The 25,562-nt window shown below is 52.9% G+C and carries 21 protein-coding genes; 19 read left to right on the top strand and 2 right to left on the bottom strand.

Going from position 1 to position 25,562, the window contains the following annotated elements; all coding sequences use genetic code 11:
• The 16 genes from B5F90_RS07785 to B5F90_RS07715 form a co-directional block, all read left to right on the top strand.
• A partial coding sequence (locus B5F90_RS07785) for a TlpA disulfide reductase family protein (RefSeq protein WP_143256140.1) occupies window positions 1-647 on the top strand: 647 nt, incomplete at its 5' end.
• A gap of 163 nt (window positions 648-810) precedes the next feature.
• Window positions 811-2,106 (top strand): TlpA disulfide reductase family protein, encoded by a 1,296-nt coding sequence (locus B5F90_RS07780; protein ID WP_162607768.1) that lies wholly within the window; start codon window positions 811-813, stop codon window positions 2,104-2,106.
• A 9-nt stretch (window positions 2,107-2,115) separates the two neighbouring features.
• Complete coding sequence (locus tag B5F90_RS07775; RefSeq protein ID WP_204229539.1) at window positions 2,116-4,380, top strand: peptidase domain-containing ABC transporter; 2,265 nt, start codon at window positions 2,116-2,118, stop codon at window positions 4,378-4,380.
• 245 nt (window positions 4,381-4,625) lie between these two features.
• On the top strand, window positions 4,626-4,877 hold the full coding sequence (locus B5F90_RS10860; protein ID WP_143256139.1) for a hypothetical protein: 252 nt from the start codon (window positions 4,626-4,628) through the stop codon (window positions 4,875-4,877).
• 55 nt (window positions 4,878-4,932) lie between these two features.
• Window positions 4,933-6,351 carry a DUF4932 domain-containing protein gene (locus B5F90_RS07770; protein ID WP_087362227.1) on the top strand — a complete coding sequence of 473 codons (1,419 nt, stop codon included), beginning with the start codon at window positions 4,933-4,935 and terminating at the stop codon, window positions 6,349-6,351.
• Window positions 6,348-7,691 (top strand): radical SAM protein, encoded by a 1,344-nt coding sequence (locus tag B5F90_RS07765; protein ID WP_087362226.1) that lies wholly within the window; start codon window positions 6,348-6,350, stop codon window positions 7,689-7,691. The genes B5F90_RS07770 and B5F90_RS07765 overlap by 4 nt, the downstream gene beginning before the upstream one ends.
• 10 nt (window positions 7,692-7,701) lie before the next feature.
• Window positions 7,702-9,015, top strand: a complete 1,314-nt coding sequence (locus B5F90_RS07760) for an HlyD family efflux transporter periplasmic adaptor subunit (RefSeq protein WP_087362225.1) — start codon at window positions 7,702-7,704, stop codon at window positions 9,013-9,015.
• 4 nt (window positions 9,016-9,019) lie between these two features.
• Window positions 9,020-10,369, top strand: coding sequence for a TolC family protein (locus tag B5F90_RS07755; RefSeq protein ID WP_087362224.1), 1,350 nt, complete (start codon window positions 9,020-9,022; stop codon window positions 10,367-10,369).
• A 501-nt stretch (window positions 10,370-10,870) separates the two neighbouring features.
• Window positions 10,871-12,880 carry a conjugal transfer protein MobC gene (gene mobC, locus B5F90_RS07750; protein ID WP_087362223.1) on the top strand — a complete coding sequence of 670 codons (2,010 nt, stop codon included), beginning with the start codon at window positions 10,871-10,873 and terminating at the stop codon, window positions 12,878-12,880.
• A gap of 129 nt (window positions 12,881-13,009) precedes the next feature.
• Window positions 13,010-14,296: a DUF3945 domain-containing protein gene (locus B5F90_RS07745; RefSeq protein ID WP_087362222.1), complete on the top strand. Its 1,287-nt coding sequence runs from the start codon at window positions 13,010-13,012 to the stop codon at window positions 14,294-14,296.
• A 12-nt stretch (window positions 14,297-14,308) separates the two neighbouring features.
• Entirely contained in the window at window positions 14,309-14,785 is a 477-nt protein-coding gene (locus tag B5F90_RS07740) for a DUF1896 family protein (RefSeq protein WP_087362221.1), read from the top strand.
• 33 nt (window positions 14,786-14,818) lie between these two features.
• Window positions 14,819-15,850, top strand: coding sequence for a fimbrial protein (locus tag B5F90_RS07735; RefSeq protein WP_087362220.1), 1,032 nt, complete (start codon window positions 14,819-14,821; stop codon window positions 15,848-15,850).
• Between the two features lie 78 nt (window positions 15,851-15,928).
• Entirely contained in the window at window positions 15,929-18,487 is a 2,559-nt protein-coding gene (locus B5F90_RS07730; RefSeq protein WP_162607767.1) for a DUF4906 domain-containing protein, read from the top strand.
• A 12-nt stretch (window positions 18,488-18,499) separates the two neighbouring features.
• The gene (locus tag B5F90_RS07725) at window positions 18,500-19,057 is read left to right on the top strand and encodes a DUF3575 domain-containing protein (RefSeq protein ID WP_087362218.1); all 558 of its coding nucleotides are present in this window, start codon (window positions 18,500-18,502) and stop codon (window positions 19,055-19,057) included.
• Between the two features lie 2 nt (window positions 19,058-19,059).
• Window positions 19,060-20,715 carry a hypothetical protein gene (locus B5F90_RS07720; protein ID WP_087362217.1) on the top strand — a complete coding sequence of 552 codons (1,656 nt, stop codon included), beginning with the start codon at window positions 19,060-19,062 and terminating at the stop codon, window positions 20,713-20,715.
• A 4-nt stretch (window positions 20,716-20,719) separates the two neighbouring features.
• Window positions 20,720-20,899: a hypothetical protein gene (locus B5F90_RS07715; protein WP_087362216.1), complete on the top strand. Its 180-nt coding sequence runs from the start codon at window positions 20,720-20,722 to the stop codon at window positions 20,897-20,899.
• Between the two features lie 36 nt (window positions 20,900-20,935).
• Here the strand turns inward: B5F90_RS07715 and B5F90_RS07710 are convergent, their stop codons facing one another.
• Window positions 20,936-22,273 (bottom strand): AbiH family protein, encoded by a 1,338-nt coding sequence (locus tag B5F90_RS07710; RefSeq protein ID WP_087362215.1) that lies wholly within the window; start codon window positions 22,271-22,273, stop codon window positions 20,936-20,938.
• A 197-nt stretch (window positions 22,274-22,470) separates the two neighbouring features.
• Between B5F90_RS07710 and B5F90_RS10855 the strand changes: the two genes are divergently transcribed.
• The 3 genes from B5F90_RS10855 (at window position 22,471) to B5F90_RS10850 (ending at window position 24,892) form a co-directional block, all read left to right on the top strand.
• On the top strand, window positions 22,471-22,875 hold the full coding sequence (locus tag B5F90_RS10855; protein WP_143256138.1) for a hypothetical protein: 405 nt from the start codon (window positions 22,471-22,473) through the stop codon (window positions 22,873-22,875).
• Window positions 22,876-23,381: 506 nt separating this feature from the next.
• Window positions 23,382-24,431 (top strand): DUF262 domain-containing protein, encoded by a 1,050-nt coding sequence (locus B5F90_RS07705; RefSeq protein ID WP_087362214.1) that lies wholly within the window; start codon window positions 23,382-23,384, stop codon window positions 24,429-24,431.
• A gap of 2 nt (window positions 24,432-24,433) precedes the next feature.
• Window positions 24,434-24,892, top strand: coding sequence for an MAE_28990/MAE_18760 family HEPN-like nuclease (locus B5F90_RS10850; RefSeq protein WP_143256137.1), 459 nt, complete (start codon window positions 24,434-24,436; stop codon window positions 24,890-24,892).
• 51 nt (window positions 24,893-24,943) lie between these two features.
• Here B5F90_RS10850 and B5F90_RS10845 read toward each other — a convergent pair whose 3' ends face one another.
• Complete coding sequence (locus B5F90_RS10845) at window positions 24,944-25,369, bottom strand: hypothetical protein (protein WP_143256136.1); 426 nt, start codon at window positions 25,367-25,369, stop codon at window positions 24,944-24,946.
• Window positions 25,370-25,562: the final 193 nt, after the last annotated feature.

Raw genomic sequence — 25,562 nt, 5'->3', positions numbered from 1 at the left:
TGGTCCGGCAGCTTCGTGCACGCTTCCCCGGGAGCCCCTGCCTCAACTCGCTCGATGAGCAGGCGGCGCCCGAGCCGCCGACCCGCGAGAGCATGCGGACGGAGAACCTCCGTGCGCGGCTTTCGGGCCTCCCGGAGCCCTATCCCGAGGGGGCGGAGCCGGCACCCGGGAGCGCACCGGAGCCGGAGCCCGGAACGGAGGCCTGCTCCCTGCCGCCCTACGCCGTTGGAGAGCGGGTCGAGGCCTTCTCGCTTCCCGACGGGGAGGGGGTGCGGCGGAACCCGCTGGAGGCTGCCGAGGAGTATGTGCTGCTCGACTTCTGGGCGTCGTGGTGCGCCCCCTGCCGCAGGGAGCTCCCCGGCCTGCTCGATGCGGCGAGCCGTTTCGACGGGGCGCTCTCCGTCTGCGCCGTCTCGGTCGACGAGGATGCCGCCGCCTGGCGGAGCGCCATGGAGCAGGAGGGGCTTTCGCCGCTGCTCAACCTCCGCCTCGACCGCAGCGACGCCTCGTTCGCGGAGCTGGTCGCCCGCTTCGACATCCGGACCATCCCGCACAACCTGCTGCTGGATGGGGAGCGCCGGGTCGTTGCGGTCGATTTGCGGGGCGACGCCCTGCGCGAGTGGCTCGAAAAGGAGCTAAAGAGGTGAGAGCCGGGAAAAATTTGTCATACATTTTCCTCGTCAGCCCACTCGATGATGACTCGCAGCCCAACGTTGCTGCAGGCCCATGTTTTCCGCCCCCCCCCGGACAATTGGGACGGGAGAAACCTCCTGCCTCTTACCTCCTGTGTTTCGTTTAAAAACCGTCATTATGAAACATTGGCTTGTATCCCTGCTTTTTTTGTCGTCAGCGACCCTGGCCTTGGGACAACGTCCGTCTCCCATTCACATCTCGGGAATGGTTGCCGACAGCCTCGAGGTCGAAGGCCGTACGGCCTATCTCTTCATCAGTTTTGAAAATCAGGCGGCTTTCATCGACTCCTGCCGGATTCGCGGTGGACATTTTGTGCTGGAGGGGCAAATCCCGTTCGATGAGGTAACGGCAGAGGTCCTCATCGACCGGGTCCCGCTCTCTTCCGGTTCAATCGTTGTCCGAAGTGGCGACCGGATTGAGTTCGACTTTGCGCCGTTGGGGCGCATGGGACGTCCCGACGTGTCGGGTTCCGCATCCCAGGAGGAGTTGTGCAGGCTCCTCAAGGCTCCGGTCGTTGCCCTTCGCAAACGGCTGCAGGCCGAATTCATGCAGCTGCCGGCCGGCGACAATCGCCGCGCGGCACTCGGGGAGCGCATTGACTCCTGCTTCCGTGCGGAGGCGGTGTTGTGGCGGGAGTTGCTGCGTACCACCCGAAGCGGGTTCAATGCGGTATATGCCTGTCTGAACCTTTTGCCGGACATGACGGAGCGCGAACAGACCGAGACATACGCATATATCCGTACGAAATTCCCCGACAATGTGAATTTCTCGACACTCACCGGGACAACACCCTCCGGAATGCCCATAGCCGCAATGACCCCCGAAAGTCGTGAGGCGTTCAATCGTTATGCCCGTATTGTGGGCGACCCTCTTCCTTACCCGGAGACGCGAGAAGAGCGGGGCGAATCTGAACTCACGATAACTCCGCCCGATTCCGCAGTCCCGGATGCAGAGAGCTCTGCGGCATCCGCGTCGGTTTATGGGCCGGGGGATTTGGTGGCGGATTTTTCGCTGCCCGACCGAAACGGCAATGCGGTTGCGTGGAGCAGCCTTGCGACGCCTTATGTGCTGCTCGACTTCTGGGCATCGTGGTGCGGGCCGTGCCGTGAGGAGGTGCCGTCGCTGCTGGCCGCCGTCCGGGATTACGGGGAGGAGCTCTCGGTCTATGCGGTCTCCATCGACGAGAACCTGAACCGCTGGAAACAGGCTATTGAGGCGGACGGGAGCGGAGAGGCGCTGACCCATGTCATTCTGCGCAAGGACAATGCGAACTACGACTCTCTGTTCCGCCGGTTCGACATCCGGACCATCCCGCACAACCTGCTGCTGGATGAAGAGCGCCGGGTCGTGGCGGTCGATTTGCGGGGCGACGCCCTGCGTGAGTGGTTCGAAAAGGTTTCGCAAAACAATTAGGAAAATTTTATCATACAAATGGCTTTTCCCCACTACACCCAACTCGATGCGATGGATTGCGGGCCGACGTCGCTACGAATCATCGCGCAACATTACGGCCACCATTACTCGTTGCAGACGCTGCGCGAGCGGTGTCATATCACACGCGAAGGGGTTTCGCTGTTGGGTATCAGCGATGCTGCGGAGTCGATTGGGTTTCGCACAACTGGGGTAAAGATTACGTGGAAACAACTGCGCGATGCGGCCACGTTGCCGTGCATCGTCCATTGGAACCAGCAACATTTCGTGGTGGTTTACCGCATCGCCCGGCACCGCGGCAAATGGTGGATATATATATCCGACCCGGCTTCGGGTCTGCTCAAATACGGCGAGGAGGCGTTTCTGAAAGCCTGGATTCAGAGCCGGGAGCTTCCTGATGCGGCAGAGCTATCCGACAGGGCGAGGCACGACACCCGTTCTTCTTTCCTGTCCTCAGGCAAGGGTATTGCGCTGCTTCTGGAGCCCACGCCCCAATTCTACCGGGAGAAAGGCGACGAGGACAAGCGGCTGAAGTTCTCCGGTCTGGTGCAGTACCTGCGACCCTACAGGAGCTACCTGGTGCAGTTGGCGCTGGCGATGCTTACGGCCAGTGTACTGAGCCTCATCCTGCCGTTCCTCACGCAGTCGGTGGTCGACAAGGGCATCGGGACGAACAACCTTTCGTTCGTGGTGATGATGCTTGTGGCGCAGGTGGTGCTGACGCTCGGGCAACTGGCCAACAACCTCATCCGCTCGTGGCTGATGCTGCACATGACCACTCGAATCAGCATTTCGCTCATCTCGGACTTCTTGGCCAAGCTCATGCGGCTGCCGATTGCCTTCTTCGACTCGAAGATGGTGGGCGACATCATGCAGCGCATCGGCGACTACGACCGCATCCAGTCGTTCCTCACGGGTTCGCTGCTGAGCATGGGGATGGCCGTGCTCACGTTCGCCATCTACGGGGCAGTTATGGGAGGCTACGACCTAACGATTCTCGGAATCTTCCTGCTGGGCAGCGCCCTCTACATCGGTTGGATTCTGCTCTTTCTGCGTCGGCGTCGCAAACTGGACTATATGCGCTTCCAGGAGGCTTCGGCCAACCAGAGCAACATCGTGCAGCTCATCAACGGCATGCAGGAAATCAAGCTCAACAACTGCGAGAAGCAGAAGCGCTGGGAGTGGGAACGTATCCAGGCACGGCTGTTTCAGGTCTCGATTAAGGGGCTCGTGCTGGGGCAGACACAGGAGGTAGGAGGCACGTTCATCGACCAGACAAAGAATGTCGTAATCTCGTTTCTGGCGGCCTCGGCCGTCATCGAGGGCGAGATGACGCTCGGCATGATGGTCGCTCTGCAGTACATCATTGGACAGTTGAATGCGCCGTTGTCGCAGTTCATCCAGTTCGTTCAGGCGACGCAGGATGCGAAGATTTCGCTCGAACGCCTTTCGGAGGTGCAGGAGAAGGAGGACGAGGAGCCGGCCGACGGGGAGCGGATTCGCGAGATACCCGATTCAGCCGACCTGGAGTTCCGGGGCGTGACGTTTCAATACGACGGGCCGCACTCGGCCAAGGCATTGGACGACGTGTCGGTCACAATCCCGGCGCATAAGGTGACGGCCATCGTGGGGGCGAGCGGCTCGGGGAAGACTACGATGCTGAAGCTGCTGCTGGGCTACTATGCTCCGACGGCGGGGGAGGTGCTGCTGGGCGACCGCCGCATTGGACAGTACAGCCCCTCGTGCTGGCGGCAGGCTTGCGGCACGGTGATGCAGGAGGGGTATGTCTTCTCCGACACGATTGCGGGTAACATCGGCGTTTCGGACGAGCGTCCCGACATGGAGCGGGTGCGCCGTGCCACGCGTATCGCCAACATTGACACCTTCATCAGCGAGCTTCCGCTGGGTTACAACACCAAGATTGGAGCCGACGGCCACGGACTGAGCGTCGGACAGAAGCAGCGGCTTCTGATTGCCCGGGCGGCTTACAAGCGAGCGAAATACCTCTTTTTCGACGAGGCGACCAACTCGCTCGACGCGAACAATGAGCGAACAATCATGGAGCGGCTCGAACGGTTGTTTGAGGAGAAGACGGTCGTGGTGGTTGCGCACCGCCTCTCGACCGTCAGGAACGCCGACAAGATTATTGTGCTGGACCACGGCCGCATTGTCGAACAAGGCACGCATGCCGAGCTCACGGCTAAGCGAGGATACTACTACGAGCTAGTCCGAAACCAGCTGGAGTTGGGAAACTAAAGATATGAATTACACGCAAACTCGTTTTTTGCGGCCTTGCCAGCCGCAGCTGACGAAAAAGCTCTCCTGTGAGAAGGCAAAACAGAGAATGACAAGTTCGTATGTTTAACCAAAACGTAGAAAGGCATTACTAAAGTGGCAAATTTTTTCGGAATCGCGGATGCGACAATGAAAACGGCTGTTCCAGGACATCTGTCGAGAAACAAAAGTCTGAAAATTATTAAATCGATTAAAAAATGTCAATCATGAAAAAGTTTCGAGTTGTTGAAGAAGGACGTAACCTCACTTATAAAGAAATGAGTAAGACTTGTGGAGGAGCATGCTCTGATACCACTCAATTAGCGAGCTGTTCCAGCGTTAAGTTTCTTACTTGTACGCCTTGTGCGTGGTATATGATCTGTACTGACAGCCAATTCAGTATGTGTGGAGCAACCGCATTGGAGACCTGCAAAGGAACGCATCGAGTTACTATCGATCAATCTAAATTGAATCAATGATTTAAAATTCGATATAGGGTGGATTATTTCGCCCTATATCAATAATCTTCAGCATATGCGACATTTTATCTTTTTTATTATATTGTTTCTCTCGCACTATAGTTCTTTGGCTCAATCTATTGGGCAAGTCCATGAGTGTGTTGAAATGACTAATATCGTGTTTCGTTTAGCCGATATCCCAGAATATAGCAATGTCACCAACTCGCAATACATAAAGGATATAGATATGTATATGGGAAAAGATAAATCGCATGAAATCGTTCAGTTTGTGCAGAAACTAAAAGAGACGAATCAAAAGGCATATGAAATGCTCCCTAAAATTACAGCCTGCTTGGATATATCTGATGGAACTGTCGGATTTCGGGAAACGGTTGATTTAAATACGCTTCAGGCTGAGTTGGTGGAGAAAGGACTACAATCAGTATGCAGTCGTTTCGTCGCATTGCTCAATGATTTTTATAGGGTGTCTGGATTCAAGAGATTCTTTTTGAATCATTCCTCGTTTTATCATAATATTCAATGCAGATTTAATGCACTTTTGGCACAACTAGGGACGAGTTGGCTCCCGTCTTTTTTTGAACCCCAGTTTCGAGAAAGCATAATTGCAGTTTCCCCAAGTAATGGCCCATTTAATTATGCAATACCGAATCTTCCTGATAAAAAATATCAGGCGTTTGTCATAATTGGTAATTCTCGATTTGATGAGTTCGGATTACCCGTATACGATGAGATGGAGCTCTTTGCAACCGTACATGAATTGATGCATCCCTATACGAATTCTATTGCTGATGTTCTATATCCCATGATTCAATCTGCAGTCGCGCGTATCTATTCGAATACGCAGGAAGCCATCAATGCGGCAGGTTATTATTCTCCGGAAATGATGTTTACGGAATGGCTGAATAACCTATTTACGATACAATCTCTCAAGTCGGTTTTAAATCAGGATTCGGTCAATTTCCTACTGCGAATTCTTGAAGGGAATGGATTTATATATATGAATCGTTCGCTAAGTTTTTTGGAGCATTTTATTGCGAATAAAAGCGATTGTGTAGCACAAGACGTATTACTGACTCAATTTGCCGGTTTCATAAATTATACAGCAGACCATATTGCACAAATTCAAAAAGAAATAGCTTACAAGCATCCTTATATTGTAGATGTTTTTCCTGCGTTGAACAGTTTGAATGATGTGGCAGGTATAAATTGCATCATTTTCAGCTTTTCTGTTCCTATGCGAACAAATGCCTATGGATATGCATGTTTGCAAGATGCATATGTAAACAATTTGTATCCTGTTGTCAAGAATGCCTTATGGCAAGATGCGTATACGTTTGTGCTAGAAATTGACAGTTCAAAACTCAATTTTGGTACAGAGTACGGAATCCTTCTGAAAAAAGACTCGTTCCAATCCGTGTATTATTATACTTTGGCAGAAGATTTTATCTACAAAATAAAAACGAGAAAGCTATGAAAGTCTCAAACTATTCTTTTCTTTTTAGTACCGAAAATTATGAATTTTACATTTATAATACGCTGTCAAACGCATTGATTGAAATAGATAACGATACCTATAATATCTTACTCAAGGCTCGACAGAACAAATCAGAGGTGTCAGAACAAATGTTGGACTCCGATTTATATAATACGTTGTGTCAAAAAAAATTCATAACAAATAATGAACAAGATGATTTTCTGTTGTATAAATCCATAGTTCTTAAGCAAAGAGCTGATAAATATCATATACATATGACTGTAGCTCCCACAATGGATTGTTGCTTCAATTGTCATTATTGTTTTGAAAAATTTAAAGCTCCAGATTATATGTCTGAGGCAATAATGGACTCCATAGTTTTGTATTTGAAAAACCTAGATTCGAAGCCGCAATTACGAATTACCTGGTTTGGAGGAGAACCGTTAATGGCATTGCCACAAATGGAAATGTTGTATGATAAGATTTCTACCTCATACCAAAAACCGAAACACTCCGATATTATTACCACAGGATTTCATATTACCCCCCAAGCTATAGAGATATTAAAAAAAATAGGGATAGAATCGATGCAAATCACTTTGGATGGCTTGAAAGATACTCATAACCGAATCAAAACAACACATAATTGTGACGATGTATTTGGAAAGGTTATGGATAATGTTGACTTGTTGTTGAAAAATACCGACATACATTTGATTTTCCGTGTCAATTTAACCAAGCGAAATGCCCATGAGTTTGTTTATTTATATAAATATTTGTCATCCAGATTCTCATCACACCTTCATAAAATTGGAATATGTCCAGCTTTTGTTATGGACCGAGGTGACTGTAATTTATCAGATGATGAGATTGAATATATCTTCACTCACGATGAAGATGCTATGTTTGCATTAGACTTGTATAATAAGGATGGTATAGCAACTCAATACACTCAATATCCATCTCGATTCTTTAATGAATGCGCAATTCGTAATATCATGTCTATTGCTTTTGACCCGCAAGGATATGCATATAAATGTTGGGAAGTTATCGGAAATCGAAAGCATGCTTTTGCCCGTTTAAATCAGAATGGATTATTTGAAGAATTTAATGAAGTGATTCTTAATCGACATTTATTTGGTGCAGACCCTCTTGAGGACCCTAAATGCTCACAATGTGCATACCTCCCGATTTGCAATGGTGGTTGTCCAATACAGCGGATTCAAAATGTTTTTGAATGTCGAAAAAATTGTACTTGTACTCATTTTAAAGGGCACATGGCAGATTTTCTGAAGATACATTTACGTCTCACCAAGGCTGGTTTTGATAATCACTCATAAAAAATAGATTATGCCTCTAATAGAACATATTTCGTACAGCGAGGAGGCACAGTCGATTCTGGGCCGGGCTCCGTCTTGGGTTGTGCGGTGGGGGGTGACGGTTGTTTTCTGCATTCTTGCAGGAATCGTATTGGGCTGTTATTTCATCAAATACCCGCAGACGGTCACGGCCCCGATTTCAATCACGACAATCAATCCGCCCTCGGACCTTGCGGCCCGCTATGACGGACTGCTCGATACGGTCTGCGTCTCGAACGGCGATGCGGTGCATGCGGGCGAAGTGATTGCCCTCTTCACGACGGCCGCCCGCTACGGTGATGTCGCCACCCTGGAGCATTCGCTCCGCGGGGCCGACACCCTGTCGTATCCGCTTCTGGTACGCTCGCCGTGGCTCGACGGGAGCTATGCGCTTGGGGAACTCCAATCCACGTGGGCCGACTTTCTGCGGCAGTGCCGCGACTACCGTCACTACCTCGATATCGACTATTCGGGGCACAAGCGCCGGCTGCTCGAGGCGCAGATTGCCAAAAATGAGGAGTACTACGACCGGCTGCTGACGCAGCGTGCGCTGCTTGCCGCCGATTTGAACTACGGACGCCGCACGCTGGAACGCGATTCACTGCTGCTTCGCGAGGCAGTGATTTCCGAGGCGGACTACGAAACCACAGCACAAAATTACCTCTCGAAACGCAATTCGCAGGCGGGGTTCGATGCTACGCTGACCTCCACCGAGCTGACGATTCTCCAGACGCGGCAGCAGCTTGTGGAGCTGACGCTCGACGCGGCGAACGAACGGGCGGAATACGAGCGGGCGCTGGAGCAGTCACGTCAGCAGCTGCTGGCGCAGATTGCCCAATGGCGCGAACAGTATGTCATCACGTCGCCGGCCGAGGGGCATGTCTCGCTGCAGCGCTATTGGAGCCGCAACCAGCACGTCACGACAGGCGAGGTAATCGCATCGGTGGTTCCCGACGGGGAGCTGGCCGTCATTGGACGCATGCAGGTTGCCTCGGCCAGCTTCGGAAAGGTCCACACCGGGCAGCAGGTTCTCGTCAAGCTCAATGGATTCCCCTATATGGAGTTCGGCGTACTGCACGGCGCAGTCCATTCGATTTCAGCGGTTCCCGAGCAACAGCAAACCCAGGGCGGCATGAGTATCGTCTATACCGTTGAGGTGGAGTTTCCCGCCGACCTGCGGACTACCTACCGCCGTGAGTTGCCGCTCATCCAGCAGATGGACGGTACGGGCGAGATTATTACGGAGGAGATGCGCCTGATTGAACAATTCATCCAACCCGTCGTCTCTCTCTTCAAAAACCGATAGCCGCATGAAACGAATACTCATCCTATCAATCGGCGTACTGCTGTTCTTCGGCACCTCCGGCTATGCTCAGGAGCGGCGCTGGACACTGGAAGAGTGCATCGCACATGCTTACATGCAGAATATCGAAATCAAGACGCAGGAGCTCGCGGCCGCGGAGAAACGCCTATCGCTCTCAGAGTCGAGGTGGGGCTACGCTCCCGAACTTTCGGCTTCGGCGGGCTACACGCTTTCGACGGGACGTGTGTTGGACCCCACGACCTACGACTTCGTGGAGAACCAGATTGTATCGGGCAACAACGCTTCGGTCGGGGTGAGCCTGCCGCTTTTCAGCGGACTGCGCAACCACTACAACCTTCGGCGGGCGAAACTTGACCTGCGTTCGTCGCTGCTTGCCGTGGAGAAGATGCGCCGCAGCGTGCGGCTGAACGTCACGGCCCGCTACCTGGAGGTGCTGTGCGCCGAGGAGACAATCCGCGATGCCGAGCAGGTCGTCTCCGAGCTGGAGGTCCAGGCCGGAAAGACGGAGCGGATGGTTGAGGCCCGCAAGGTGACGATGGCCGACCTGCTGCAGATTCGTTCCCAGCTTTCGGATGCCCGAAACGACGTGCTGACGGCCCGGAACACTTACGAGATTGCCCGGCTGGAGCTTTGCCAGCTGCTTGAAATTGAAGACTACGCCTCCTTCCGGACCGTGGCTCCCGATACCGCCCGGCTGGTTCACGGAGGTCTTGCGGAGGATGACTCCGTCCTCGATGCCGCGCAGCAGCTACCCGAAGTGGAGTCGGCACGGGTGGGAATTGAGTTGGCCCGGCGCGATTTGCAGCTTGCACGTACCGCCTACTGGCCGACCCTTTCGCTCGCGGCGGGTTACGGCTCGAGCTACTCGGATGCGCGGCAGAAGATGTTTCAGCAGGCCGACGGGACCTATCGCTACGAGGCGTATCCCTTCTTCGAACAGTACCGGGACAATGCGAGCAGCTATGTGTCGCTGTCGCTCAGTATTCCGATTTTCGGGAAGTTCACGACGCGGAAGAACGTGCAGCGTCAGAAACTGGCCCTGCAGCGTGCGGAGTATGCGCTGCGAACGGCCGAGAAACAGGTAGAGAAGGAGGTGACGCAGGCGCTCATAGATGCCCGTACGGCCTGGGCGCGATACCTCGGGGCGCAGGAGTATGTTGCCTCGGCCGAGGAGGCGGTCCGGCAGGTGGGTCGGAAATACGACCTCGGTGCTGCGACCGTAACGGATTACAACGCGGCTGTAACCACTCGGGTCAAAGCCCGTTCACAACAGTTGCAGGCGAAATATGAATATCTGTTCAAATGCCGGATTCTCGAATACTACGCCGCGCCGTGACTACCTCGGAGAAGAGTGGTCAAATTCTTGTCAATTCATTGATTGGTCTCAAGGGATATCGATGCAAACGGAACAATCGATACCGGACTTGTTGTCGCTGTTGATGCATTTGTGAAACTTTGGTTCAACTGCTGGAAATATTCAGCAGTTAGGCGTCTTGACAAAACCTCTGTTGTTCCGCTCTTTCTCTATAGGGCCGACTCCAAGCGGAGGGTAGCCTATCCCCTCCGACTGAAATATCTCGGGAGCCATACAACTGCCGCTGCGCAGTCCTGAACCGCAAGAACCGCCTGACACACTTCCTCGATACGCTGCGGGGTACGCTGGTCGGGTTAAGTCAGAAGTAAACCGTTCCTTCCCGGATGGTCTTTCGACTGTTCGGGATTTTTGCAGGAGTGGGGTAGTGAGTACCCTCCCTGCCGGCCATCCGCGGCCTCGAGAGGTCGGCTGGAACAGGTCGTCTCATTCCTCTGCTATCTTGCTGCCCTTAAACCGACAAGTATGCAGCAGGAGGATGATTTGCGGGCATTGGAGAAGATTGTCCAGTTTGCCCGGGCCCTGGGAATCGTGTTTCTGGGGCTGAACAGTTACTGGTTCTGTTACGACTGGTTCGCGCACCACGCGCTGACCACTCCCGTCGTGGACCGAATCTTCTGGAACCTTCAACAATCGACCGGGCTCTTCACCTGGTCGTCCATCACGAAATTCTGTGCTCTCTTCTTTCTGGTGTTGGGATGCTACGGCACACGCAGCGTGCGGGACGGGAAACCTTCGAAGCAGCAAATCCTCCTCCTGGCGCTGGCCGGTTTCTTCCTGCTCTTCGGCAACGACACGCTGCGGAGCCTTCCCGCTGGGCTGGAGTTTCGTTTCTGGAGCTATGTGCTGACCCTGCTGGGCGGCTACCTTGCGCTGTTGACCGCCGGGGTGTGGGTCCGCCGCCTGCTGCATACGACCCTTGCCAGTGACCCCTTCAACGACGACAACGAGAGTTTCGAACAGGAGGCTCGTCTGCTCGAAAACGAATACTCGGTCAACCTTCCGACCCGCTACTACTACCGGGGTGAGTGGCGGCCGGGGATGATTAACGTCATCAACCCCTTCCGGGCGACAATGGTGCTGGGGACCCCCGGCTCGGGCAAGTCCTACGCCGTGGTGAACAGCTACATCCGCCAGCAGATCGAGAAGGGCTTCGCGATGTATATCTACGACTTCAAGTTCGACGACCTGTCGCTGTTGGCCTACAACCACCTGCTGCGCCATCTGGATGCCTACCCGACGCGGCCGCGCTTCTGCGTCATCAACTTCGACGACCCCCGCCGCTCGAATCGCTGTAATCCTATCGCCCCGGAGTTCATGACCGACATCTCGGACGCCTACGAGTCGGCCTATACCATCATGCTGAACCTGAACAAGACGTGGATCCAGAAGCAGGGCGACTTCTTCGTCGATTCGCCGATTATCCTGCTGGCAGCGATCATCTGGTACCTGAAGATCTACGACGGAGGCCGCTGCTGTACCTTCCCGCACGCCGTGGAATTTCTGAACCAACCCTACGAGAAGATCTTCCCGGTGCTGACCTCCTATCCCGAACTCGAAAACTACCTCTCGCCCTTCATGGACGCCTGGCGGGGCAATGCGCAGGACCAGCTGCAGGGGCAGATTGCCTCGGCAAAGATTCCCCTCTCGCGGATGATCTCGCCGCAGCTCTACTGGGTGATGACGGGCAACGACTTCTCGCTGGACATCAACAATCCGACCTCGCCCAAGATTCTCTGCGTAGGGAACAACCCCGACCGGCAGAATATCTATTCGGCGGCCCTGGGACTCTATAATTCGCGTATCGTGCGGTTAATCAACAAGAAGGGTCGGCTGAAATCCTCAATCATCATCGACGAGCTCCCGACAATCTACTTCCGGGGGCTGGACAACCTCATCGCCACGGCCCGTTCGAACCGTGTGGCCGTCTGCCTGGGCTTTCAGGACTTCTCGCAGTTGGAGCGCGACTACGGCGACAAGGAGGCGAAGGTAATCTTCAACACCGTGGGCAACATCTTCTCGGGGCAGGTGGTGGGCGACACGGCCCGCACGCTCTCCGACCGCTTCGGCAAGATCGTTCAGCTGCGTGAGTCGCAGTCCGTCTCAAACGAGAATATCACCCATTCGACCAACACGCAGCTCGACGCGCTGATCCCGCCGTCGAAGATTTCGAACCTCACGCAGGGGATGTTCGTCGGTTCGGTGGCCGACAACGTGGACCAGCCCCTGCCCCAGAAGATTTTCCATGCCCGCATCGAGCTGGATAGTGCGGCAATCCAGGCCGAGGAGCGGCGCTTCGTTCCCATCCCGCAGATCTCCTCGTTCCTCGACGAGGAGGGCACGGACCGCATGGAGGAGATCATCCGCGAGAACTACTACCGCATCAAGGAGGAGGTGGTTCAGATTGTCGAGCGGGAGATCCGCCGCATCGAGAATGACCCCGACCTTGCGGGGCTCCTGCCGAAGAAAAAATAGGAATCCGCCGTGCGGGAAACCCGCGGCTGACGGCCATGCGCGGCCTGCGCAGGACGATTGGAAGCGGCGGACATTCAGTTCTTTATATTCGTGGCATCAACCTTTTGTTTCACTTAAAACAGTTGCATTATGCCCGAAGAGAATCTGAATCAACCGATCAACCAGGCCCCGGAGCAGGCTAATCCCTCCTACAAGGAGACGCTGCTGCTCTACAACGAACAGAACGGCGCCGTGGAGGCCGTCTCGGAACTCAAGCAGGAGGGCCGGCAGTACAAGGCCATCACCACCTCGCCGCTGACAGCCAACAAACCGGCCTTCTTCGACCTGCGGAACAGCTCGGCTGTGGGCGCCTTCATCAAGGGTTTCCTCTCGCAGGAGAATGCCAAGCCGCTCCATTTTCTGAAAGTCGCGGCGGACAAGGCCAGCGAGGTGGCGCAGTCGCTGCTGCGGCTGGCCGACAACCCGAAGGACCCGGAGGGATTGAAGGCCTTGAACGACCACCGCGTCACCTCGTACCAGCTCGAACGGGTCAAGTTCGACACGCAGGATCTGCATCTGCAGGAGCTGAAGGAGATGGGCGTCGTCGTTACGCCGAAGGAGCTGGAGGCGATGAAGCTGGGCCTTCCCACGACGGAGCTCCACAACATCAGTCTGAAGGTCGGCGACCTGTCCGTTGCCGGAGAGTTTGCCCTGCGTCCCTTCCGCGACCGGAACGGCGACGTGCAGGTCGGGCTCGAAAGCGCCCTGGCCCGCCCGGAGTTTGAACGCGAGGAGTTCCGGATGATGTTCACGGCCAGCGACAAGGAGCAGATGCTGTCGGGGAAGACTCCGGACCGCCTCTACGAGATGCCCAACCCGCATACGGGCGAAAAGGAGTGGTGCTATGTGACGCTGAACCCGGCGACCAACCGCTTCGTGACGGTCCCCCGGCGCGAAGTCCCCGAGCTGCGCTTCTTCAACGGCGTGCGGCTGACCGAGGCACAGCAGGAGAACCTCGCCTCGGGCAGCCGTGTGCAGGTCGAGGGGTGTACGATGCGCAACGGCGACATCACCTATTCGGGAAAGGTCGGCTTCGATGCCTTGACGCGCGAATACCGGATGACGGACTACCGTTACAGCAAACCCTACATTCCCGAGTCGCTTTCGAAGCAGCTGGACGAGCGGCAGCTCGCTGCCGTGAAGAGCCCCGAAGGTCTCGACTGTTCGAAGGAGAAGGCCCGCCCGATTCTCGGACGCAACGGCAAGCCGCTTTCGTGCATCATCCGGCTCAATCCCCGGACCAACGGCGTGGACTACGACTTCACGAACCTGCGCCGTCAGGAGCAGCAGGCCTCCCAGTCGAAACAGTCGGAGCAGAAACAGCCTTCGAAGCAGGAACCGGCGCCCGAAGCGCCGAGCAGGGGTCGGAAACGCTGATGCCGCACGACGATGGAACGACCCAATCAAACGTGGTTCAGCGAGCGCCTCCGGCAGTTTCTCGAGGAACGGCACCCTTCGCAGCCCCGTTACCGACGGATGATTGAGCGGCGCAGCCGGTTGGCATTCGAGGGTTACAGCCAAAGTCTTGAAGCCGGTGTCCCGGTTGACCAGGCGATTCGTGTTGCCGACCGGATTCTGTTCCGGGGGCTGCTCTTCTCGCCCTACGACACGGTCCATCTAATCCTCGAGACCGACTACCCGGCTATTCCCCAAAGCCAGCGTCAGATGGTGGCGCTGAAGCTGACCCGGAACTGTTCGCCAATCTTCGAGCGCACGCCGCTGGGGGATGACTATGCCCAGCGTCCCGAATTCCGGCTGCTCAAGGAGCGGCTCCGACGGGCCATCCGCCGGTGGATTGACGAGAACGGAGTGCCGGGCTACCAGAGTCCCGAACGCCCGTCACCTCTCGCGAAACACTTCAAATAACCATCTTTCAATCACCTTTCAAATCTGACAACCATGAAAAACCGAATCTTTGCGATGGCGGCTCTCACCGCTGCGCTGTTTGCTTCGTGCAACAAGGAAACCGAAATGATGAACCCCGCTCCGGAGGCTCGCCCCGATGGTGCATCGGTAACGATTACCCTCTCTTCGGGGGATGATGCGCAGACCCGCGCCTTCTTCGATGCCACGGCCACAGCCGAGGCGTGGGAGAAGACTCTCTCGTCGCTCTCGGTCTTCACGTTCAACACCTCGGGAGATCTGATCCTGCGCCGCGATTTCACCGCATCGGAACTCGCCTCGAAATCGGCGACCTTCTCGCTCCCGAAGTCGGCTGCCGGAACCGAATGCTCGTTCTATGCCGTTGCGAACTACGACGCCTCGTCGGCCAAGACCCGGTCGGCACTCACGGCCCTCGTGGAGCAGTCGGCCGGAGACTATAACGGTGCCTTTGCGGATGTCTCGACCAAGGCGCTGCGCTCGGGCGGCTTCGTGATGTCGGGCTCGACGACCAAGACCGTCGGTGCGGTGAATACCTCGACGCAGGTGGGCATCTCTCTGAAACGCACGGTGGCAAAGGTTGCCCTGCAGACTACGGTCGCCCCGGAGTTCTCGGAGAAGTATCCCGGTTCAATCACGATTCACTCGGTGAAGCTCTCTCGCGCCGCTTCGCAGTCGCTCGTCGTAGCCGGGGAGCCCTCGACGGGAGCCATGACCTACACCCATACGCAGACCCCGGGTACGGCCTCGTCGAAGTACAACAGTCTCTTCTACCTCTATGAAACGGAAACGCTCGATGCGGGAAACCGCGTGCTGCTGGAGATTAACGCGACCTACGATGGTGACGGCAGCAGCTCGACGAGCGACGACCGTTCGGAGGTAACCTATTCGGTCGAGCTGACGGGCAAGGCCGCGGGTCAGATTCTCCGCAACGGCTACTACCGGGTCGCCGCCAATATCACGGGCCTTGTGGGCCAGGATTGCCAGGTGTCGGTGACGGTTGCCGACTGGGAGACTCCCGTCACGCAGTCGGTTGACCTGGGCGCCTAATCCATGTGCTGCGGGTCCTGCCTTGCCCCAAGGGGTCGTACGGGACCCTTTTTTCTCACCTTCCAAACACGAACAGTTATGAAACGAATCCAGCAACTGATGCTCCTGCTGTCGGTCCTTCTTGTGACGTTGACCGGATGTCGGGAGAGTCTGACCGAGGAGGCCGTGGAGCCTCGCGGTGTGGCGGTCGAGATTGCCGTCCGTCCCGACGGGATGCAGGAGCAGACCCGCTCGACGGACGAAGATGCAATCGACAATCTGAACTTCTACCTCTATGACGACCAAGGCAGTCTGCTCCTGCATCGCTACCAGCAGGCGACGACTCTTCGCTTTGAGGTTGTGCCCGGACATTATCGGATGCGTCTTGCCGCCAACCTCGGCCGCGACCTCGGGGAGAACCCCTCGGAAGAGGAGCTTCGAATCTCGAACGCCGAAAGTTACGAACGCCTTCCGATGGCCGCCGAGGAGGAGTTTGACGTTACGAGCGCCGGGGCAAGCTGCTCGACCATCGAGGTCCGGCGGTGCGTGGCCAAGGTCTCCTACGAGATTGACGTCAAGGACCCCAATATCGAGCTGCGCTCCGTGCAGCTGATTTCGCTTCCGCGCACGGCGGCGCTCTTCGAACCGGAGGCAGCCCCGTCGTCCGATCCGGCCGACTATACGGACAGCTCCGAGACAACGCTCTCGGGAACGGCGGCCTCGGGCACCTGCTATCTGCTTCCGAATCTGCAGGGCACCGTTCCGTCGATTATCGACCAGCGGCAGAAGAGCCCCGAGCATGCTCCGGAGCACGCCTCATACCTGCTGATCCGCGCCGCGAACGGCAGCCGGAACCTGCTCTATACGGTCTACCTGGGCGGCAACAACACCTCGGACTTCAACGTGCGGGCCAATGTCCACTACACCTTCCGCATCTCGATTCTGGGCGACGATGAGATTGACACGCGCGTCTACTCCTACTCGATTCAGGTGTGGGACAACTTTGATGACTACCGCTTTGGCGACTACTGCATCTACGAGGGGACGACCCTGCTGCATATCGACGTGGAGAATAACGACGAGGAGCTGCCGCTGAACGGGACGTTTGCCGTCGTCTCGGGCGAGAGCTCGAAGGTCCTTTTCGACGACTTCCACGGCGAATCGGGCCCGGATTTCAAGGTGTACAATCCGAACGGCGCTAATCTTTTTGGCGTGCAGTACAACCCGACGGTTTACACCTCGTCGAACTCCCGCTTTGCCTACCGCATAACGCTGCGGGATTCCTACGGGGTCTGCGGAACCTACGACTTCGAGCATCAGATGGCCAATGTTGTCTACGTCAACCCCTCGGCCGGCGGCACAATCTCGGCCTCGGGCGCCTTGTGGAGTGGCGATACCGGCTCGGGCAGTAGTCTACGGAGCGTGGCGCTGTGCTACGAGCAGGGCTGCAGCCTGACGGCACGCGCCGGTGCGGGGTATCAGTTCGAGGGGTGGTACTCGGACAGCGGCTGTACGCAACGCCTCTCCACCTCGGCGACCTATGCGTTCCGTCCGAAGCAGGCCCGCACGGAACTCTACGCACGGTTCAAATCGACGATTACGCCGCTGGACGGCAATGGCACGGCGAACTGTTATATCGCCCGCAAACTCAATACGACCTATTCGTTCGACGCAACGGTGCAGGGCAATGGCCGTTCGACCCAAAATGTAACTCCCCAAAAACTGTCGGGTGTCGAGGCGCGGATTCTCTGGGAGACGGGGGCGGTCCGTAATGCGGTGATTCGTTCGGCCGAATATGCCGATGGCAGAATCTGTTTCGAGACTGGCACGGCACACGGCAATGCCGTCATCGGGCTCTTCGACGCTGCGGGGACCTGCATCTGGTCGTGGCATATCTGGGCTGTGGACTACGACCCGCTCTCCACGGCGAAAACCTACTCGACGGGTGCCGTCTTCATGGAGCGCAACCTCGGAGCGGAGACCACTTCGCTGACGGATGTACGGTCCAAGGGAATGTACTACCAGTGGGGGCGCAAGGATCCCTTCATCTATCCCTCGGCAAATACGCCGACGACCTATTACACCCCGTCGGCCGTAACCAGCCTCGAAGGGTATGAATTCAAGGCCTATGGCCGCAATACAAGCCCGTCGCTTCCGACGAGCGACTATACGGTACAGTGGGCCATCGAGCATCCGACGACTGTGATGGCCGGTAATCCCTATTCGGGAAGCTGGCACAACCCGCTGAATCCGAATCTCTGGGGCAACTACACGAACGGGACGACCGCCTCGCCCGTCAACCGCAAGACAATCTACGACCCCTGTCCGCCGGGCTGGCGGGTGCCGCATACCGAGGCGTGGGACAGGAACTACTTCAAGAAGGCGACCTACGTGAATGACGGCGGCTGGTATATGTATTACTCTTCGGATTCATCGACGACGCTCTATCCCTTCACGGGCTATATGGATGGCAGTTCGGGACGGGTGCAGTACTACTGGCCAACCTGCCAGGTGCGTGTCTGGACGAACACCCCGAACCTCGGCTCGTCGAAAGATTATGGACAGCACCTCTATATTCTGGACGAGAGCGGCATTGTTGCCATTACGGACTCGGTCCGGCTGGATGAGGGGCTGGTCGTGCGCTGTATCCGTGAATAAAACGCAAAGACGATGAAACGACGACAAATCATACCGATTCTGACTATGCTGCTCATGGCCTTGTGGGGTTCGCCCCACAAGGCTGCGGCACAAATCTTCGCCGTGCGGGCCAATGCCTTGGCGGCCTGTACGGCGACGCTGAACCTTGGCGCCGAAGTGGCCCTGACGGACCGCTGGTCGCTGGAGGGAGCGCTGTTCTGGAACCCCCTGCGCACGGAGGATCTTGCCATCTCGTTTCGTGCGGCGCAGCTCGGCGCCCGCTACTGGTTTTACGAAACGCAGGTCGGCCCCTTTGTGGGTGCGCAGCTCTCGCATGTCAATTACCTCGTCGGCCGCCGCACGCGGCGCTACGACGGCCGGGCGTGGGGTGCGGGCCTCTCCTGCGGCTATTCGTGGATGCTCTCCAAACGGTGGAGCGTGGCCGTAGAAGGGGGCCTCGGACTCTTCCATACGAAGGACACGAGGCGAAATTCCACGGTTTCGGACTGGGACGACGAATATATCTACCACTCGCGACGCTGGACCTTGGCCCCTTCCCGCCTGGAGCTGTCGTTCGCCTATCTGTTTTAGCCATGAGAAAGCAACGAATGATTCTGGGCGGCATGCTCGCCGCCGCGATGTGTGCCGCGACGGGATGCTCGGTGGCCACACGCCTGGAGCGTCAGCGTGCCGCGGCGCACCTCTCGCAACTGACGCGCGCGGAGCGTCAGGCCCAGCGGCAGGACTACCGGCCGCAGGTCGTGCGGCTCCAGCGCGACAGCAATACCTTCTTTCTGGCGCCGGTTGATACGCTGCCCGACGGCGAACGGGTCATGTCGCTGCAGATCGAGCAGGTGACGGTCGTGGCGAAGGTCCGCTCGGTTCCCGAACGCAACGGACGGGTGCACCTCGACTTTGTGGTTACGCTTCCGAAGCAGCTGCTGGGCAGCAGCCGCAGCGTGGTCATCACGCCCCTGCTGCACAAGCCCGATGGAACCGTTCCGCTGGAGGATCTCGTAATCCGCGGGGGACGCTTCTCGCTGTTGCAGGAGCGTGACTATTGGCAGTACGAGACCTATGTGCGGCGCTTCCGGCCCGATACGCTGGGACGGGAGGCGGCCTTCCAGCGCTTCGTGAAGTTTCCCTACCCGGAGGATGCCCGGCTCGATTCGCTGGTCGAGAGCCGCAGCACGATTACTTACTACTACTCGCAGGAGGTTCCGACGGACGAGACTTCGAAGAAGATGCTCATCACGCTCACGGGGAAGGTGCAGGCTGTGGACGACAGCGCCTACCGGCTGCCGCCCTCGGATACGCTGGCCTATCTGGTCTCGTCGATGCTCTCCTTTGTCGATACGCTGCCACGCTACCGCATCCGCGTCATAGACAAGTATGTCACGGTGGAGGATCGCAACTACATCCGCTTCTTTGTGGGCGACACCCGCGTGGTGGATACGCTGGGCGACAACGGCCGCGAGCTGGAGAAGATCTCCGGCCTGATGCGCCGGATCATCGAGCAGGAGGAGTTCTACGTCGATACGATCACCCTCACGGCCTCCTCCTCTCCGGAGGGGCGCTACGCCTTCAACGAGCGCCTCTCGCGGGGACGTGCCGAGGCGCTGAAACGCTACCTGGTGCGTCACTACGGCCGGGGCATCGACACGCTGCTGACGGTGCGGTGGGTCGCCGAGGCGTGGCCCGAGCTGATGAACCGCATCCGCACGGACCCTGCGCTGACGAACCGCGAGGCGATGCTGGAGCTCCTCTCCGCGGAACGAAATCCGGACCGGCGGGAGCGGCTGCTGCGCGAGCGCTTCCCCCGGGAGTACGCCTACCTGAAGGAGGTGATCTACCCGCAGCTCCGCTCTGTGGACTTCCGCTATAATCTTCGCCGCAAAGGGATGGTCAAGGATACGATCCACACCACGGAGCTCGACACGACCTATGCCCGGGGTGTGGAGCTGCTGCAAAGGCGTCAGTATGCCCGGGCGCTCTATATTCTCAACGACTACAACGACCGCAATACGGTGGTGGCACACCTCTCGATGGACCACAACGAGCGGGCGCTGGAGCTGCTCTCGACGATGCCGTCGGATGCCGTGACGGAGTACCTGCGTGCCATCGCCTGTTCGCGGCTGGGCCGCAAGGCCGAAGGACGCGAGCACTTCCTCGAAGCCTGCCGCCGGGATGAGCGCATGGAGTACCGGGGAAATCTGGACCCCGAAATTTCGGAACTGTTAAAGGACTAAACACATGAAACGCAAACGCATAATAACGATTCTGACCTACGTTCTTCTGGCCGCAGCCTGGGGCGCGATCTTCGTCTCGCTCTTCACGGCCTGCAACGTCTACGAGGATACGACGGTCGAGCTCATCCGATGTCCCGAAATCCGTGACACCATCCAACTCCCGGAGTGGGAACCCATGGAATAAACAAAGGCTGCGATTGAGTTCGCAGCCTTTGTTTTTTTAATTGTCCTTGGGTACGAGAGGACGGCAAAATTCCTTGTTGACCACCCGGTCGCGCATGGTCTGCATGGAATTGAAGTTGCGTGAGATGTTCTGTATTATCTCAATGTAGTTGTCCTGCCATTCTCCTCGTTCATCCTGCCACTGATAGTAAAACGGCTTGATGGAAACACATTTCGGATGCTCGAACAACGTGTTCAACAAGGTGCGGTCCGAATTGCCGCAGGAGTGTCCCATGATGTATATCTGGTAGTAATCCGAATTGATGAATCGGAGCAGTTTGCGATATTTGTCTGTCTCGAGATAGCGTATGGATTTGATATTCGTCAGATAATCGTTGTCGTTCAGTTTTGAGATTGTCTTGTAGTCATCGTCCATCTCATCCCCATAACCGAAAATAATATGGTTCAGATTATCTCCCAGTTTCCCATGGATGTGATTTACCTCGAAGCCCGAATTCTTGTAAAGATACATATCTGCTGTTGTCGTATAGTTGAAATTCAGCAGCAGAATCTGGTCCGGAAGCAGAAAAAAGTCCGGAACAATTTCTCTCCGTTTATTGATATTACTAATATGTTGGGGATAATTCACAAGGTCATTTAATCCCGGTCGATAATTTTTATTGATAATCTGTTTATTATATTCATCTATGGCTGAATGGTTAGAAAGATATGGATACCCGAATTTATTAAGAAAGGTTTCTTTTTTCATCTTAGAATGTGTCGCCAAGAAATCCAGCCGCTTTTTTGCAAAATCCTCGAATGCTGGTTGGCCATCAATGGATATGTCTTGAGCCTCACAAGGTCCATGGATGGCCTTTTGGATACACTCTTTTACCAAGTCCGGCTTTATCTGGTCTTTCTGGATACCATCCAAATACTCGATTAAGAGCCTTTTTATTTCATCCAATTCCTTGTTAAGTGGTTTGGCTCCGTCATAACCACAATCACTTTCTCTGAAAATCCGTTTCAGCCAAAAATAATATTCCCCCTCTATGTCTACCCAGTTTTTGGTTTCGAAGGATTTGTTTATATGCTGGAAAAACGGTGTAGCCTCAATGAGAAATCTGTCTGGATTTGCTCGGATGGTCTCTATGACATCAGTAGGAGAAATTTCTATCCCAGTTGGGAAATATCGTGTATGGAAAATATCATGCCAGGATTCAGGTTCTTCTGTTTGAGAAATTGAGCATAACTTATCTGTGAGTTTTTCACTTGAATAAACTCCTAACAAGTATTGCCCCCATTGCTCCCAATAGTGATTTATAAAGTCCCTGTAACTCGTAGGAAGATTATGCGCCAAATCAAATCCGTTCCCAATCAATACGATTCTGTTCATACCTGTTCGCTCATTGCTGTTATCTACAAATATAAGGAATTATTGGGAATGCTGACAAGAAAGCAAAATTGGGGTATTAAATTGTAAATCAAAATAAAGTCCGTGATAATGGTATGCTATGTCACGGACTTTTTGTATTTTCGTAGTTGATATTATGCCGAATAGGTTTTACATTGTAATTTGATACAAATATAAATATGTGGAGAATACCATTAGCTTTTGTATTATTAATAGCAATTCTTTTTATAGGTCACCGTATTAGTAATCATTTTACGGTTGCGCAAGAGGGAGGTATAAGAAAAAAATACAATCGCATTTTTAGCTTTATCTATTCTCTGAAAAACTCCAAGTTGATATTAGAAACGAAGTCTTTTGTTAAGTTTCATGTGCATGCAAATTCATGTAACTTATCTTTTGTTCTAGATTACAATATGGATATGTTAAATATAAAATGTACTATATTATATGCTGATGATACGGCATTTGATAATGGTACGACAAAAAAATGGACAGTGTCTAAGTATTGTAGCGAAGAAGAAGTTTTAAAACGAATGCAGGTGTATCTATATAATCTACCAAAATCCGGTTTATTGCAAAAATAAGAAAGATATGACAGAAAATGGGGCGCTGGATTGGTGCAATAATTCTGATTTATTTTATCTTTTGTGGTATTAAAGGTTGTACAACAAGGACTAACAATAAAGGAACTACATGTGTAAATGTGATAGATTCAAAAGGAAACATATCACAAATTCGGCTAAACGATAGTACCTTTGTTGGGAAAGATACAATTTATATTGGCTCACAAAATGTTTATCAAAATAGAACAGGGAAAGATTAGGTGTATTATAGTATACTTCTTCCGGTAATAATCCAGATAAGCCAATAGGAATCATAATACATCAAAATGAGTATTTCTTATGGTTTGGTGAAGACGATAGTTGTTTATTTCGCCACCTTATAGTACAACGATTATGACTCGTAGTAGATATGATAGAAGTCATAAACAGGATTTCACGTACCTCCATTTTTTAGATTATGTAGAAAATGTTTCAGCCGAAGTATTTGTAGTTAGATATTGAGAATATTATACATAAAAACTGAAGTTATGCAAGAAGAATTTGAAATCATTGATGATGCTGTAAATGAAACCGAAGAATTTCGTTACTCCATCACTAGTTATGGAGCAGATTACACCGTTGATAGTATTGTCCAAAGAATAGAAAAAGAAAAAATTTTTGTACCTCCGTTTCAGCGAAAGTATGTTTGGACTCAGATTCAAGCATCGCGTTTCATAGAATCTTTAATACTTGGTTTACCTGTTCCTGGAGTATTTTTCTCAAAGGAGGAAGCTACAGAAAGATTATTAATCATAGATGGACAACAGCGAATATTAAGTATAGCCAATTTTTACAGAGGAGTTTTTGGTGAGAAAAAATTCAGACTTAAAGGAGTTCAAGAAGATTTAGAAGGGAAAACATATGAAGAATTAAATGAGGCTGATCAAAATAGATTAGATGATTCTATTTTACACGCCACAATAATTAAGCAAGATACTCCTAGTGATGACGAAAGCAGTATTTATATGGTTTTTGAGAGGTTAAACACAGGTGGAACTCCATTGCAACCACAGGAGATTCGGGCATGCGTATATTATGGGGAATTTAATGAACTCCTTTCAGAATTGGTCCAAAATCCAGATTGGAGAGCTATTTTTGGGAAAGAAAATAGACGAATGAAAGAGCAAGAACTTATACTTAGATTCTTTTGTTTATTTTACAACTACAATGAGTATAAGAAGGTTCTTAAATCTTTTATTAATTCTTTCATGGCCAAGAATAGGAATTTTGAAGTATACAAGAAAGAAGAATTAATAACGCTATTCATAAAGCCTATTCAGTTCATTCATGAAAGTATCGGAGATAAAGCATTTCGCACGGGTAATAGGTTGAATGCTGCAATATTTGACTCTGTTATGATTGGTTTGGCAAAACGCATTTGTACTAATCCTAACCCAAACAAGGGCCTGTTCAAAATCCAATATGAACGCCTATTGGAAGACAAAGAGTATAGAATGTTTATAGATAATAGTACATCTAGTGAGTCATCGGTTAAAGGCCGAATTAACAAAGCGATATTGGCTTTTAATGAAGTATGATTATGAATCTGAGAATTAAAAGTCAAATATCCTCAATAGATTCACTGTTCAACACAGGAGCGAATATTAAAGATGAGGAGATACAGGCTCATTTTGCAAGATATTTATGTATAAAAGCATCTGGATTACTTGAGAATTACATAAAATCACAAATTGGCGATTATGTAGATGCTTGTTCATCACAACCAACAGCTAAATATGTAAGGAATAAAATGAAAACATTTACAAATGTTGATTGTGACAAACTTGTTACCTTTCTCGAATCATTTAGTTCAGATTGGACTACTGCTTTTCTTGCGAGAATGAATGACGAATTAAAAAGTTCGTTAAATTCGTTAATTTCTAATAGAAATAATATAGCTCATGGTAATACTGATAGTATTACATTTAATAAAATAAAACAGTATTATGATGACACCAAAAAGGTTATAGATATATTAGACCAAGTAATAAAGAAATAGCTAACTGAGAAATCTCTTATATATAAATGCAGCAAATAAATAACAATTATTTTACCGCTTGTTGCATTGGTTATATAAGATAGAAAATGATTTACTAATTTGCAGTTGAAACGAGTTTTTTTGAACGCAGTTCATAACAGAACGCTGCAAATGGCACAGATGCCAAGTCATTACCTCAAAATTGGGGAATCCTCCAAAATCCTTATTATAAGAAACTAAGAAGCCTATTCCAAAATTACGAAATAATTTTCTCGGATAGTCTTCGTCACCGCCGCCCGGCCCAGCAAGATAGCCACCCTGTGCAAAGATGCCAAGAGAACTGCTCTTGTCCTCGTTTGCGCAGGGTGGCTTTGTCTCTTTTGCTGTCCGGGCGTTCCGGGCAGTTTCTAAAATCTTACTATTATGAAACTGTTGACCGAGGAGATTATCTCCCAATTCGAGGCCCATCCCATCGGGAGCACCCTTGAAAAAATGCAACAGTCTGAGAAATTGGGCTGTTGCATTTTTTATGTTGGGACGAGGTAACGAAAAGGCAACGGTTCTCTTTTCCGCTGCTTGCGTTAGTAATCACAACCTCAAATAACAATTGTAAAGGTAATAAAAAAACGACAGAAACAATCGATAAGATCCTTTTCTTGTGTTGACCATCTTATTTTTGACGTTTCTATAA

Origin of the sequence: Alistipes sp. An31A (genome assembly GCF_002159425.1) — a bacterium.
Lineage (GTDB): Bacteria > Bacteroidota > Bacteroidia > Bacteroidales > Rikenellaceae > Alistipes > Alistipes excrementigallinarum.
The sequence above is the reverse complement of the archived record's forward strand: the minus strand, read 5'-3'. Positions and strand labels throughout refer to the sequence as shown.